This is a genomic window from Rhizobium sp. LCM 4573, from assembly GCF_001854865.1.
Taxonomy (GTDB): Bacteria; Pseudomonadota; Alphaproteobacteria; order Rhizobiales; family Rhizobiaceae; genus Neorhizobium.
In genome coordinates, this window is the sequence record NZ_MDDW01000002.1 from 103,222 (window position 1) to 116,020 (window position 12,799).

The 12,799-nt window shown below is 62.2% G+C and carries 14 protein-coding genes, 1 tRNA gene and 1 riboswitch; of the genes, 10 read left to right on the forward strand and 5 right to left on the reverse strand.

Translation table 11 applies throughout. The features are described 5' to 3' along the window. Positions 1 to 140 precede the first annotated feature (140 nt). On the forward strand, positions 141 to 407 hold the full coding sequence (locus LCM4573_RS05685) for a DUF6460 domain-containing protein (RefSeq protein WP_071005299.1): 267 nt from the start codon (positions 141 to 143) through the stop codon (positions 405 to 407). A gap of 2 nt (positions 408 to 409) precedes the next feature. After that, positions 410 to 898: a CAP domain-containing protein gene (locus LCM4573_RS05690; RefSeq protein WP_071005300.1), complete on the forward strand. Its 489-nt coding sequence runs from the start codon at positions 410 to 412 to the stop codon at positions 896 to 898. Here LCM4573_RS05690 and LCM4573_RS05695 read toward each other — a convergent pair. Together LCM4573_RS05695 and LCM4573_RS05700 are read right to left on the reverse strand one after the other, a co-directional pair. Continuing rightward, positions 895 to 1,986: a quinone-dependent dihydroorotate dehydrogenase gene (locus LCM4573_RS05695; protein ID WP_071005301.1), complete on the reverse strand. Its 1,092-nt coding sequence runs from the start codon at positions 1,984 to 1,986 to the stop codon at positions 895 to 897. The genes LCM4573_RS05690 and LCM4573_RS05695 overlap by 4 nt on opposite strands. Next, the gene (locus LCM4573_RS05700; protein ID WP_071005302.1) at positions 1,983 to 2,330 is read right to left on the reverse strand and encodes a DUF952 domain-containing protein; all 348 of its coding nucleotides are present in this window, start codon (positions 2,328 to 2,330) and stop codon (positions 1,983 to 1,985) included. The genes LCM4573_RS05695 and LCM4573_RS05700 overlap by 4 nt, the downstream gene beginning before the upstream one ends. Before the next feature lie 96 nt (positions 2,331 to 2,426). Between LCM4573_RS05700 and LCM4573_RS05705 the strand changes: the two genes are divergently transcribed. From LCM4573_RS05705 to LCM4573_RS05715, 3 genes are all read left to right on the forward strand, one after another. Next, positions 2,427 to 2,852, forward strand: coding sequence for a hypothetical protein (locus LCM4573_RS05705; RefSeq protein WP_071005303.1), 426 nt, complete (start codon positions 2,427 to 2,429; stop codon positions 2,850 to 2,852). Positions 2,853 to 2,953: 101 nt separating this feature from the next. After that, positions 2,954 to 3,601 carry a response regulator transcription factor gene (locus tag LCM4573_RS05710; RefSeq protein WP_071005305.1) on the forward strand — a complete coding sequence of 216 codons (648 nt, stop codon included), beginning with the start codon at positions 2,954 to 2,956 and terminating at the stop codon, positions 3,599 to 3,601. Positions 3,602 to 3,816: 215 nt separating this feature from the next. Further along, a complete protein-coding gene (locus LCM4573_RS05715) occupies positions 3,817 to 4,482 on the forward strand; it encodes a helix-turn-helix transcriptional regulator (RefSeq protein WP_071005510.1) in 666 nt (221 codons plus the stop codon). Between the two features lie 68 nt (positions 4,483 to 4,550). Here the strand turns inward: LCM4573_RS05715 and LCM4573_RS05720 are convergent, their stop codons facing one another. Further along, on the reverse strand, positions 4,551 to 5,423 hold the full coding sequence (locus LCM4573_RS05720; protein ID WP_071005306.1) for a transporter substrate-binding domain-containing protein: 873 nt from the start codon (positions 5,421 to 5,423) through the stop codon (positions 4,551 to 4,553). Positions 5,424 to 5,478: 55 nt separating this feature from the next. Between LCM4573_RS05720 and LCM4573_RS05725 the strand changes: the two genes are divergently transcribed. Next, positions 5,479 to 7,425 (forward strand): glycosyltransferase, encoded by a 1,947-nt coding sequence (locus LCM4573_RS05725; RefSeq protein WP_071005511.1) that lies wholly within the window; start codon positions 5,479 to 5,481, stop codon positions 7,423 to 7,425. Positions 7,426 to 7,449: 24 nt separating this feature from the next. Beyond that, positions 7,450 to 7,719, forward strand: a complete 270-nt coding sequence (locus LCM4573_RS05730) for a hypothetical protein (protein ID WP_071005307.1) — start codon at positions 7,450 to 7,452, stop codon at positions 7,717 to 7,719. 86 nt (positions 7,720 to 7,805) lie between these two features. On the opposite strand, the gene LCM4573_RS05735 is transcribed toward LCM4573_RS05730, so the two are convergent. Together LCM4573_RS05735 and LCM4573_RS05740 are read right to left on the reverse strand one after the other, a co-directional pair. After that, positions 7,806 to 7,879, reverse strand: a tRNA-Gly gene (locus LCM4573_RS05735). A gap of 72 nt (positions 7,880 to 7,951) precedes the next feature. Further along, complete coding sequence (locus LCM4573_RS05740; protein WP_071005308.1) at positions 7,952 to 9,043, reverse strand: 2'-deoxycytidine 5'-triphosphate deaminase; 1,092 nt, start codon at positions 9,041 to 9,043, stop codon at positions 7,952 to 7,954. Positions 9,044 to 9,115: 72 nt separating this feature from the next. Continuing rightward, positions 9,116 to 9,194, forward strand: a riboswitch (SAM riboswitch). A 50-nt stretch (positions 9,195 to 9,244) separates the two neighbouring features. Here LCM4573_RS05740 and LCM4573_RS05745 point away from each other — a divergent pair. From LCM4573_RS05745 to LCM4573_RS05755, 3 genes are all read left to right on the forward strand, one after another. Continuing rightward, entirely contained in the window at positions 9,245 to 10,438 is a 1,194-nt protein-coding gene (locus LCM4573_RS05745) for an O-succinylhomoserine sulfhydrylase (protein WP_071005310.1), read from the forward strand. Between the two features lie 173 nt (positions 10,439 to 10,611). Further along, positions 10,612 to 11,004 (forward strand): Co2+/Mg2+ efflux protein ApaG, encoded by a 393-nt coding sequence (gene apaG / locus LCM4573_RS05750; protein ID WP_071005311.1) that lies wholly within the window; start codon positions 10,612 to 10,614, stop codon positions 11,002 to 11,004. 111 nt (positions 11,005 to 11,115) lie between these two features. Beyond that, entirely contained in the window at positions 11,116 to 12,690 is a 1,575-nt protein-coding gene (locus tag LCM4573_RS05755) for a tannase/feruloyl esterase family alpha/beta hydrolase (protein ID WP_071005312.1), read from the forward strand. The last annotated feature ends 109 nt before the right edge of the window (positions 12,691 to 12,799 follow it).

Here is a 12,799-nt window from a genome sequence, read left to right on the forward strand (position 1 = left end):
CGCGTTCCAGAAGAAGGGTGCGGGTTCTTGGCCGAAGCCACAAAAAAACTCAAGTTCTATCTGAGGTGGGGCCTCGAAATGCTTGCGGCGCGGGAAAGCCGTGATTATCTGGCTTTCAGGCAATTCGGAGAAGGAAGAGCATGTCGGACCCGGTAAACAGGTTCCTCGGTGATACTCTGGGACGGACCATCATCAAGCTGATCGTGGTGTGCCTGATCGTGGGTTTCGTGCTGGCATTTTTCGGCTTCACGCCGGACAACATCGTCGACAGCATCCGCTACTGGTTCCTCGACCTGTGGTATAACGGCTTCAGGGCGCTGGGACGGGTCGGCAACTATCTGGTGCTGGGCGCGATCATCGTCATCCCCATCTTCCTGATCCTGCGCCTTCTCAGCTACCGCCGCTAGCCATGAGCCATTTCCTGACACCTTCGCGGCGGGGCTTCCTCGTGCTTTCCGGCATGGGTCTGCTGCTTTCCGGCTGCTCCGCCACCAGGGTCCTGACGCCGACGCCCGGCGCCGAGGACGAAACGGCGGCGGCCCTTCCCATGGTCAACAGGGTTCGCCAGGGAAGCGGGCTCGCAAGCCTTTCTCCCGATACTCCGGCCCGAAAGGCCGCGGTCCAGCAGGCCATGCGCATGGCCAAGGCCAATGAGATGAAGCACCTGATCGGCTTCGGCGACGATTTCGGCGGACGAATGAAACGCAACGGCGTGGCGCTGCCGGCGGCCGAGAACATCGCGGCCGGCCAGACGAGCGTGGAAGCCGCCGTGCAGGCCTGGATCGACTCGCCGAGTCATTTGAAGAACATGCTCGGCGGCTATCGGGGTCTCGGCGTCGCGGTCGCCCGCGCCTCGCCGGCGTCGGAGCCCTATTGGGCCATGGTGCTTTCGGCTTAAAGCTTGATATCGGCCCAGCGATCCGCGGCGGTGTCCCGCAGATCGCGGATGGAAGAGACCTTTTCCGCATCAAGAAGACTGGATAGCCCACGCAGGATTTTTGCAGGCAGGCCCGGCCCTTCATAGACCATGCAGGAATAGAGCTGCACGAGATCGGCGCCCGCCCGGATCTTCTCCAGCACATCCCTGGCGCTTGCCACCCCGCCGACGCCGATGATCGGCAGGGCGGGGCCTACCCGCTTGCGCATCTTCGCCAGAACGGCCGTCGAGCGTTTGAAGAGCGGCGCGCCGGACATGCCTCCCGCCTCGCCAGCCTGAGCGCGGTCGGTCAGCCCATCCCGGGAAAGGGTCGTATTGGAAACGATGAGTCCATCCAGAGGATGAWCCAGCGCCTCCGCCGCCACATCGTCCAGCCCCTCCTCGGCCAGATCCGGGGCGATCTTCAGGAAGACGGGCACGGAGCGGCCGTGGCGAACGGCCTCCTCGGCGCGGGCGGCAAGCACGGCCTCCAGCAGGCTGCGGAGGCTTTCCCGCGCCTGCAGGTCGCGCAGGCCCGGGGTATTGGGCGAGGAGATGTTGACGGTGAAATAGGTAGCGACCGCATAGAACTTGCGGATGCCCAGGACATAATCGGCAATACGATCGGCGCTGTCCTTGTTGGCGCCGATATTAACGCCGACCACACCGAGCGCATTGCGCCGGGCGGACAGCCGGGCCAAGGCCGCCTCATGGCCCTCATTGTTGAAGCCGAGCCGGTTGATGACGGCGCGATCGGCCGCCAGCCGGAAAATCCGCGGCTTGTCGTTACCCGCCTGCGGTTTCGGCGTCACGGTTCCGATTTCGGCAAAGCCGAAGCCGAGCTTCAGGAGCGCATCCGGCACCTCGGCGTTCTTGTCGTAGCCGGCGGCCATGCCGAGCGGGTTTTCGAAGCGAATGCCGGCAATCGTCTGGGCGAGACGGGGATCGTGCGGCACCCGGCAGGCGGGCACGACCCCGGATTTCAGCGCGGCGATGGAAAGGCCGTGCGCCGTTTCTGGATCGAAGAGGAAGAGGCCCTGCCGGGCAAGATCGGAGAAGCGGCCGATCATGGCATGATCTCCGGAAAGGCGTGCTGGCCATCGACGCCGAGACGCAGCGGCATTTCCCATAGCACAGCCGAAAGCGGCAGGTTTCCATAAAGATGCGGGAAGAGATCGCCGCCGCGCGAGGGTTCGAATTTCAGCGCGTCTCCGAGGCGGTCTCCTTCGATCGCGACGAGGAGAAGACCGGTGGCGCCGGCAAAATGCAGCCTTGCCGTCTCTTTTGCCTGCGAGGAGGTCGAGAAGTGGATATAGCCGTCGCGCAGATCGATTTCCGCGCCTTCGAACACGCCTTTTTGCCGGGCTTCCTGCCAGAGGATTTCCGGCACGATCTTATACACTATATTCGTCATATCAGGCTCTCGGAGCGGGAGTAGACTGGTGGGGCTTTCGGCAGCGGTTTGCCGCAAAGACCGGCGCTTGTCCACCGGGGTCAAGAGGATCACGACATGAAAAGACCGGCATTCACGACAAAGGCGCTTCTCATCGGGGCCCTCCTTCTACCAGGCACAGGCCTCGCCCAGGAGCCGCAGGAAACGCGTTTCCGGCTGGAGAAAACGGAAAACGGCGGGTTCGTGCGGCTCGATACCCAGACCGGCGCGATGACACTCTGCCGCGACGAAGGCGGAAACCTCACCTGCCGGATGGCGGCGGACGAGCGGGCGGCCTATGAGCGGGAACTGGAGCTTCTCGAAAAGCGGGTTGCGGCGCTGGAGCAGAAGAGCGCCAATCCACCCGCAAGCCGCGTGCCCGGCGAAGAAGAGATCGAGCAGACGCTTTCCATCATGGAACGGTTCATGCGGCGCTTCATGGCGATCGTCCAGGACTTCACCAGCGAGCGGAACACTGACGAGCCGCAGCCGAACCGGACCTGATTTCCCGCTCTTGTCTCCGTGGGCGGAGAGGTTTACAAATTTGTGACGCGGCCAGACCGCAAGGAAAAGGCACGACTATGCTCTTGGGAGGGGGCGTGGGAATGCAGACACTCACCATCATCATAGCAGACGACCACCCTCTTTTTCGCGGCGCGCTGAGTCAGGCGGTGCAGGGCATTGCCGAACGTCAGGTCATTATCGAGGCGGGAGACTTCGAGGCRGCACGACAGGCGGCGGCGGAAAACCCGGATGCCGACCTGATGCTGCTCGATCTGGCAATGCCCGGCGTCAGCGGCTTTTCCGGCCTGATGTCGCTCCGGGCGGWGTTTTCCAGCCTGCCGATCGTGATCGTTTCGGCAAGCGACGACGGCAGCACGATCCGCCGGGCGCTGGAACTCGGCGCTTCGGGCTTCATTTCCAAATCCTCCGGCCTCGACGATATCCGTGCCGGCATGCAGGCGGTGYTGGAGGGCGATATCTGGGCGCCGAAATGCGATCTCTCCGCGCCGGAAGAAGATGCGGGGCTCACGGAGATCATCGACCGRCTGAAGACGCTGACGCCTCAGCAGAGTCGCGTGCTCACCATGCTGGGCGAAGGGCTGCTCAACAAGCAGATCGCCTATGAGCTCGGGGTATCGGAAGCCACCATCAAGGCCCATGTCTCGGCGATCCTGCTGAAGCTCAATGTCGACAGCCGCACGCAGGCCGTCATCAAGCTCGGCAAGATCAACATGGCGCTGGTGGCGTAGGATCAAACAACCTTCAGAGCCTCGATCGGAAAGGATTTTATTCCTCTCCCGTCTTTACGCGCAATTCCGGTTTGGATAATATCCAGGGTAAACAAAGAATGACCGAGGCATCCCCGCACCAAGCTGCGGGTACATGACCGACGGACAAAGTCCCGACCGCGGTTTCGGCCGTGAACAGGCGCGCGGGAAGGTCCCCGCACCGGAGCGCGATGATGATGCTGAAACATGAGGATATCTGGAAGACGATCGACATTCTTGCCGAACGCCATCAGCTCACTCCCTCGGGCTTGGCGCGGCGTGCCGGTCTCGACCCGACCTCGTTCAACAAATCGAAGCGGTTCGGCACGGATGGCCGGCTGCGCTGGCCGTCGACCGAGTCCATCTCCAAAGTGCTGGACGCCACCGGCACCACGATGGAGCAGTTCACCGGCTATCTCACTTCCGCATCCGGCCGTTCGCAAATACCGGAAGGCGCCTTCCCGCCACAGGGAAGCGCAATCCCCCTGCTCGGGTTCGCCCAGGCGGGAGCCGGCGGCTTTTTCGACGATGGCGGCTTTCCGGCCGGACAGGGGTGGGACGTGGTTGAATTTCCCGCGGCTCCTTCCCACAAGGCAGGCGTCTACGCGCTGGAGGTACAGGGGGATTCGATGATGCCGCTCTACCGGGACGGCGACGTACTCATCATCGATCCGGGCGCACAGGTGCGGCGAGGCGACCGCGTCGTCGTCAAGACGCGCGAGGGCGAGGTGATGGCGAAAATCCTCATGCGCCAGAGCGCGCGCGCGATCGAACTCACATCGCTCAATCCCGAGCATCCGAACCGCAGCTTCGATATGACCGAGGTGGAGTGGGTGGCCCGGATCATATGGGCGAGCCAGTGACGTGAGTAGTGAGTAGTGAGTAGTGAGTAGTGAGTAGTGAGTAGGACTAATTTCCTGCTTCGACTTGGTTAATAAAGTCCGTAAGGGAAATAGCGCAGGTAAATCTCCTGCAATCGGCCATTGCGCGACAAGGTTGCAAGGGCATGATCGAAGGCCAGCACGAGATCGGGCTCGTTGCCGCGCAGCATGACCGAAAGCCCCTCGCCCAGGAACTTCTCCGACATATAGGGTCCATCGAACAGGGCACARCAGTTTTCAGAGGCTTCGCCGACCACCCAGAAGGGCAATCTCAGGCCATCGGAAAAGACCGCATCGACCTTGCCCGCCTTCAGGGCGGCAAGCATGGCCTCGTTGGTCTCGAAAGGCGTCGCGGTGATCTTCGGGAAGAAGGCTTTCAGCATCAGCTCATGAGCTGTATCCTTCACGACCCCGACCGGCCGGCCCGCAAGGGCGGCGGCGGTCTCGCCCTCGATCCGGGCCGAGCGATTGCGGGCAAAGCGCGCCGGAACCGTGATATAGGGCCGGGAAAAGGCAAAGCGGCCGCGCCGCTCCGGGGTAATGGCGATGCCCGCCATCACCGCCTCTCCGCCGCCCTCCTCGAGCGTCTTTTCCAGCTCCTCGAAAGGCAAAGCCTGGATCTGGCACTTGGCTTCTATCTTCAGCTCCGCACAGATTTCGCGGGCGAGATCTACATGAAAGCCGGAAAGCCTGCCGTTCTGATCGGCAAAATTGAAGGGCGGGAAATCGACGGTGGTCAGTATCCGCACCCGCATCACGGTCGAGAGGTCCGGTCGGGCCAGCCGCTCCCGCGCATCGAACAGGACAGGCAGTTTGCCGGCTTCCTGGCCAAGGGCAGAAACAGGCAAAATCGCCAGCACCGAAAGGCACAGTAAAAACTTCAATAACCCCCGTTTTCCCAGGGGTGAAACCATAACGTGCATCTCTATGATCCGAAACGGGACAGGCGGCCTCTATGGCCAGGGGTTTATCAGAGTCATGCGTATTGGGGAATATTCTCAGGCCTTTCGGCCGTCGAACCGCTATGAATTCAGCATCCCCTTTCAAAAAAAGAACATCGGAACCGCGCTTGCCTCCGATGAAGGCGCCGTGCTTGCGGCGCTCGGCTTCTCCAAACCTTTGATCGCAACCTTGAGCGAGAGGGCCCGGCGCAATGGAACGACACTCGAGACCGAGCTTCTAAGCGACGGCCAGGTGCACGAGGAGGCCTATTACGGCGCGGTGGCGCGGCTGCTTCGCCTGCCCTTCCTGCCGGAGCTCGACCCCGACTGCGTCCGCGACATGCCCTGGCAGGATTCGCAATTGCGCGAGCCCCGGCAAATCCGGCTCGAGCACGCATCCCGTTCGCCGGAGATCGCGATCGTTCCCGAAGCGGCGAAGCTCGCCACCCTTGCCGGGATGCTGGATGCCATGCCCGACCTGCGGTCAGGCATGGTGGTGACGGGACGGCGGGCGGTAAGGGAGGCGGTTTGGGCAGCCGGCGCAAAGCGCCGCGTGCGGGCTGTGGTTTCAGGTCTTTTCGACGATGCTCCCGGTCTCTCTGCGCGGATCGTGATCTCCGGCCGGCAGGGTTTCTGGTGCGGCGTGGTGCTCTTCACCCTGCTTGCGGCGCTCGCCATCATTCCTTCCCCCACCCTGCTTGCGCTGCATCTGACCGCCACGTTTCTCTATTTCGCGCTACTCCTGCTTCGGCTGGGCACGTTCCTGCTCCATTTCGGCCTGAAGGCGCCGAAGGAGGAGCCGGCCCCGGAAGGCCCTGTGCCAGTTTACACGGTAATGGTGGCGCTCTATCGCGAGGCGGCGGTCGCCGAACAACTGGCCGGAGTTCTCAAACGGCTCGATTGGCCAGTATCCAAACTCGATATCAAGCTTGTCTGCGAGGCGGACGACCGCGAAACGATCGAGGCGCTGAAGGCTCAGGCGCTCGGCCCGCAATTCGAAATCGTCGAAGTGCCGGATTTCGGACCCCGCACCAAGCCCAAGGCACTTTCCTATGCGCTGAGCGGCGCCCGCGGCGAATTCCTGGCGATCTACGATGCGGAGGACAGGCCGCATCCCAAACAGCTGCGGGAGGCTTATGCCCGCTTCCGCAATGCTCCCGACAAGGTGGCCTGCCTGCAATCGCCGCTCATCATCAGCAATATCGATCAATCGCCGATCTCCGCCCTGTTCGCGATGGAATATGCCTCGCATTTCCGCGCGACATTGCCCGTCCTTGCGAATTTCAGCCTGCCGCTTCCCCTTGGCGGCACATCCAACCATTTCCGGACCCGCATCCTCAAGGCGGCGGGCGGCTGGGACCCATTCAACGTCACGGAAGACGCCGATCTCGGCATGCGGCTCTACCGCCTCGGATACCGGACCGAAACACTGAAACGGCAGACGCTCGAAGACGCGCCGACGAGCTGGCGCGTCTGGATCGGCCAGAGAACCCGCTGGTACAAGGGCTGGCTGCAGACCTGGCTGGTGATGATGCGCGATCCGCGCCGCTCGGCACGCGAAATGGGCCTTGCGGCCTTCATGACCTTCCACATGCTCATCGGCGGCATGCTGCTTTCTGCGCTGATCCATCCCTCGATCGTGCTGCTCGTGACGAGCGGGATCATACATGTCCTCCAGGCGGAGGAGCCTCTATCCCCTCTCCGGCTCACGCTTCTCGCCATGGACTTCACGAACATCGTCGGCAGCTATTTCGTCTTTCTGGGGCTCGGCTATTTCCCGATGATCGCGCACGAGAGACAGCTTCTGGGGCGGCGCTGGCTTGCCATGCCGCTTTACTGGCTGATGGTGTCCTATGCGGCATGGCGCGCCGTGGCGGAGCTGCGGTCCAAGCCCTTCTTCTGGAACAAGACGCCGCATGCGCCCGTGGCTTCCACGCGAAACGGTGCGAAGGCGGAACATTTTCATACCTCCGAGGTCAGGTAAGGCGGGCCGACCACGGAGGAGAAGATGCATACCTATTATCGCTACAGGGAGGGTGCGCCGGAGCCCGGCTCGCTCATCATCAAGCTCTATCATTCGGGCGACGAAATCCGCGGCTTCATCCGCAAGGTCGCCGATCCCGCCGAGGACGATACGATCTTTCCGGGCGAGGAAATGGATCCGGAGACCGCTCTTCGCATGGCGGAGAACAAAAACCGCGAACCGGACAGACACCGGATCTTCATCGAGCTTTCGGAAGGCGTGGAGTGGAACCCCGCCTGGGGAAGGCTCGCGTGAAAGACAGGCATGTCCCTGTAAAACAGGCTGCAAAGCCGTAGCTGGTCCTGCCGATGGAAACTGGCTCAAATGCCTGAAAATCAAACTGGAGCGGGTGAAGGGAATCGAACCCTCGTCGTAAGCTTGGGAAGCTTCTGCTCTACCATTGAGCTACACCCGCCTCTCAGGGCCAGACTTCCAACAGTTGGCGCCCGCTGTCAAGGGCCAGGGAGCCCACGGATCAGGCCAGAGATCAGACGCGAAAATGTTTCGAGAGTTTCAGGCCCTGCGCCTGATAGTTGGAGCCTAGACCCGCGCCGTAAAGCCCTTCGGGCTTTTCCAGCATATGCTCGTAGACTAGGCGCCCGACGATCTGGCCATCCTCCAGGATGAACGGAACTTCGTGGCTGCGGACTTCCAGCACGGCGCGGCTGCCGCGTCCGCCGGCGGCCTCGTGGCCGAAGCCGGGATCGAAAAAGCCGGCATAATGCACGCGGAATTCGCCCACCAGCGGATCGAACGGGGTCATCTCTGCCGCATAGAGCGGCGGGACGTGCACGGCTTCCCGCGAGACGAGGATGTAGAACTCGTCCGGATCGAGGATCAGCTCGTTGCGGCCGCGGCTATAGAGCGGCTCCCAGAAATCGAAGATATCGTGCTCACCCTTCTTGTCGACATCGACGACGGCCGTGTGGTGCTTGCCGCGATAGCCGATCAGGCCTTCCCGGTCGCCGGTGAGATCGATCGACAGCGCGATCCCCCCGCCGCTGACGTTCGGCTGCTTGGCGGCGACCAGCGTCTCTTCCCGATGGAGCTTGAGGAGCTCCGGTTCGCCGAGCAGCGCGTTGCCGACGCGGAAGCGGATCTGCGACAGGCGCGAGCCGCGACGCACGACGATCGGAAAGGTGCGCGGGCTGATCTCGAGGTAGAGCGGGCCGGAATAGCCGGCGGGAATCTTGTCGAATTCCTGGGCGTAATCGGTGATCACGCGGGTGAAGATATCGAGCCGGCCGGTGGAGCTCTTCGGGTTCGCGGAAGCCGACATGTCCTGCGGCAGGTCGAGTCGCTCCATCAGCGGCACGATGTAGACGCAGCCCGTCTCCAGCACCGCGCCTTCCGAAAGATCGACCACATGCAGTTTCAGCCGGTCGAGCTTGTCGGCCACCAGATGGTCCGGGCCGGGCATGAAGCTCGCACGCACGCGGAAGGCCTTTGCGCCCAGGCGCAGGTCGAGGCTCGCCGGCTGGATCTGGTCGCGATCCAGTTCCTTTTCCGACGTGAGGCGTCCCGTTTCGAACAGCGCCGCGATCGCGCGGTCGGCCAGAATTCCCGTGGTTCTCGTCATGCCTTCTTCCCTATGTTGCCGGACAAAACCAAATAGATGCCATTGACGCAAGCCAAGAGCAGGCGTATGGCAGCTTTATCCCGTGGTGATTTGGYCGGTCGGCTTGCAGCCACGTAAAACAAGTGGCTAAAGAGACCGGGTTGATGGAAACCGGTCTGCTTTCGCGGCCGGTTTTTTTGTTGTTTGAAGGTGGGAAAAAGCATGAGCAAGCCGTCCAATTCCTGGCGCCCCGCAACTCAACTCGTTCACGGTGGCACGCTGCGCTCGCAATATGGCGAGATGTCGGAAGCGATCTATCTCACGCAGGGCTTCGTCTACGAGAATTCCGAAGCGGCGGAAGCCCGCTTCAAGGGAGAGACCGACGGCTTCATCTACGCCCGCTATGGCAGCCCCACCAACGACATGTTCGAGAAGCGCATGTGCATGCTGGAAGGCGCGGAAGATGCCCGCGCCACCGCCTCCGGCATGGCCGCCGTCTCGGCCGCCATCCTCTGCCAGCTGAAAGCCGGCGACCACATCGTGGCTGCGCGGGCGCTCTTCGGTTCCTGCCGCTGGGTGGTCGAGACGCTCGCCCCCAAATACGGTATCGAATGCACGCTGGTCGACGGCCGCGATCTCGGAAACTGGGAAAGGGCGATCCAGAAAAACACCAAGGTCTTCTTCCTCGAAAGCCCGACCAACCCCACGCTGGAAGTCATCGACATCGCAGGCGTGGCCAAGCTCGCCAACCAGATCGGCGCGAAGGTGGTGGTGGACAACGTCTTCGCAACTCCTCTCTTCCAGAGGCCGCTGGAACTCGGCGCCCATGTTGTCGTCTATTCGGCAACCAAGCATATCGACGGCCAGGGCCGCTGCCTCGGCGGCGTCGTGCTCTCCGACAAGGCCTGGATCGACGAACACCTGCACGATTATTTCCGCCATACCGGCCCGGCCATGTCGCCGTTCAACGCCTGGACGCTTCTGAAGGGCGTCGAGACGCTGCCGCTTCGCGTCAAGCAGCAGACGGAGAACGCCGCCAAGATCGCCGATTTCCTGGCCGAGCAGAAGCAAATCGCCAAGGTCGTCTATCCCGGCCGCAAGGACCATCCGCAGGCCGATATCATCGCCAGGCAGATGACGGGCGGTTCCACGCTCATCTGCTTCGAACTCAAGGGCGGCAAGGAGGCGGCCTTCGCGCTGCAGAACGCGCTGAAGGTGGCGACGATCTCCAACAATCTCGGCGACACGCGCAGCCTGATCACCCATCCGGCCACCACGACGCACAAGAACCTCTCCGACGAGGCGCGCGCCGAACTCGGCATTTCGGCGGGCACGGTTCGCCTTTCGRCCGGCATCGAGGACACGCAGGACCTGATCGAGGACTTCGCCCAGGCGCTTGCCAGGATTCCGGCCTGACCGGGACAATGATATCGGGAGAGTAAACGCATCGGCCGCGTTAACTCTCCCGGTTAGTATTAACGGCGGAAATCTCGCCGGAAGCCGGCAGCCAGGGCGCACGATTTCCACGACTTCCTTGACGCTGCCGGTATCCTGATAGATATCCAATGCGTGGGCATTCGAGGTTTCGCATGTATCGCGCCCGGACAAGAGACATCGAAGTGGCGGTCGAGCCTTATTATCTGGAGGAGCAATCCAATCCGGAGGAAAGCCGTTATGTCTGGGGTTACCGCATCGTCATTGAAAACCACTCGGCCGTCGCCGTGCGGCTGACGCATCGCTACTGGCACATCACCGACCAGAATGGCCAGGTGGACGAGGTGGACGGACCAGGCGTCGTGGGCGAGCAGCCGAGGCTCAAGCCCGGCGATTCCTATGAATATTCCTCCGGCTGCCCGCTCGACACACCCTCCGGCATGATGTTCGGCCATTATGAAATGGTGACGGACAGCGGAGAGACCTTCGACGTTGAGATCCCCGCCTTCTCCCTCGACAGCCCCGGCCTGCTGCGGGTCCTGAACTGAGCGCCCATCGATAACCGTCCCCTTATGGACGGCTTCCTTCTTATTATTTGTCGCCGCGCGGACTCACCGGCATCTTGAAGACCTCACGCACGGTCTTTGGGAGGAGCCCTGATGAGACGATCCCTTCTGCTGATATCCTGCACTCTTCTCGCACTTTCCGCCGCCGCGCCTTCATCGGCGCAGAACAGAAGCAGCTTCATCGATCAGAAGGATCGGCCGGAGTTTTCCGCCGCGCCGGTGGAGCCGCGCATTGCCTGTGCGATGCTCAACAGTGCCGCATTCCCCGACATTTCGACAATCAAGGCCGTGCATGTGGAAGAGACGCCCGATATTCCCGGCCATTGCCAGGTGACGGGCTATATCCGCCCGCAGATCCGTTTCGAGGTGACCCTGCCCGACCACTGGAACCGCAGGCTCTATATGTTCGGCAATGGCGGCTATGCCGGCGAGGACCTTGCCGCCCCCTCGCGCATCGCCACCCGCAATGCCGCGCTCTCCCGCGGCTTCCTTACCGTGCAGCAGAATACCGGACATGATGCCGTGGCCTACAGGCTCGGCGAGTTCGCCGGGGACATGAGCCTCTTGATCGACTACGCCTCCCGCGCGGTGCACGTCACCGTGCTGACGGCGAAGGCGATGGCCGCGCGCTACTATGACCGCAGTCCGGCCTTTTCCTATTGGGACGGCTGTTCGACAGGCGGTCGACAGGGCCTGATGTCGGCACAGCGCCATCCGGGCGATTTCGACGGCATTCTCGCCGGCGCGCCGGTGCTCGATTTCACCAATACCCAGGTATGGGGCGTGTGGAACGCCCGTGCGCTGGAAAAGGCGCCGATCAGCAGGGCGCAGCTCCCGACACTCGCCAAGGCGGTGATGGACAAATGCGATGCGATCGATGGAGCCATGGACGGGCTGATTGCCGATCCCCGCCAATGCAATTTCGATCCGCGGAAGGACCTGAATATCTGCGAGGCCGGCGGAAACGACTGCTTCACGCCGGCGCAGGCCGAGACGATCAAAACGCTTGCCGAAGGCGTCAAGATAGGCGGGAAGACGGTCTTTCCCGGCATTCCATGGGGCACGGAAGGACTGGATGGGGCAGGCGCAAGCGGCTGGGACCTGTGGGTCGTTTCCGAGGAAGGCGCGAGCCGGCAGCTCGCCTATGGCGAGACCTTTCTCAAGAACATGGCGATGCTGCCGGCTTCCGGGAAGGAAATCGACTGGAAGACTTTCGACTTCGACAAGGAATATCCGAAGATCGGCATGATCCGGGACATTCTGAATGCGACCGATCCGGACCTCAGCGAGTTCCAGAAGCGCGGCGGAAAGATGATCAGCTATTTCGGCTGGGCCGACCCGGCGTTGAACCCGATGATGGGCGTCAATTACTACGAGGCTGTGCGCAAGGAGATGGGCGAGGAGAAAGCCGCCGAATTCTACCGACTCTTCATGGTGCCCGGCATGTTCCATTGCCGCGAAGGCTACGGCACCGACACATTCGACGCCTTCACGCCGCTGATGGATTGGGTGGAGAACGGCAAGGCGCCGGAGGCAATCCAGGCCCGCCAGATGAAGGACGGTAGGCCGGTTCGCAGCCGCCCGTTATGCCCCTATCCCCAAGTGGCGAAATATTCCGGCAGCGGGGATGTGAACGACGGCACGAATTTCGCGTGCAGGATGCCGTGAGAGTTCTTCTCTCCGCTCGGCCAACGGTAATTGTATAATGAAGAATGCCCCTCATCCGGCTGCCGCCACCTTCTCCCCGTTTTGACGGGGAGAAGGGATATGCCGCAAT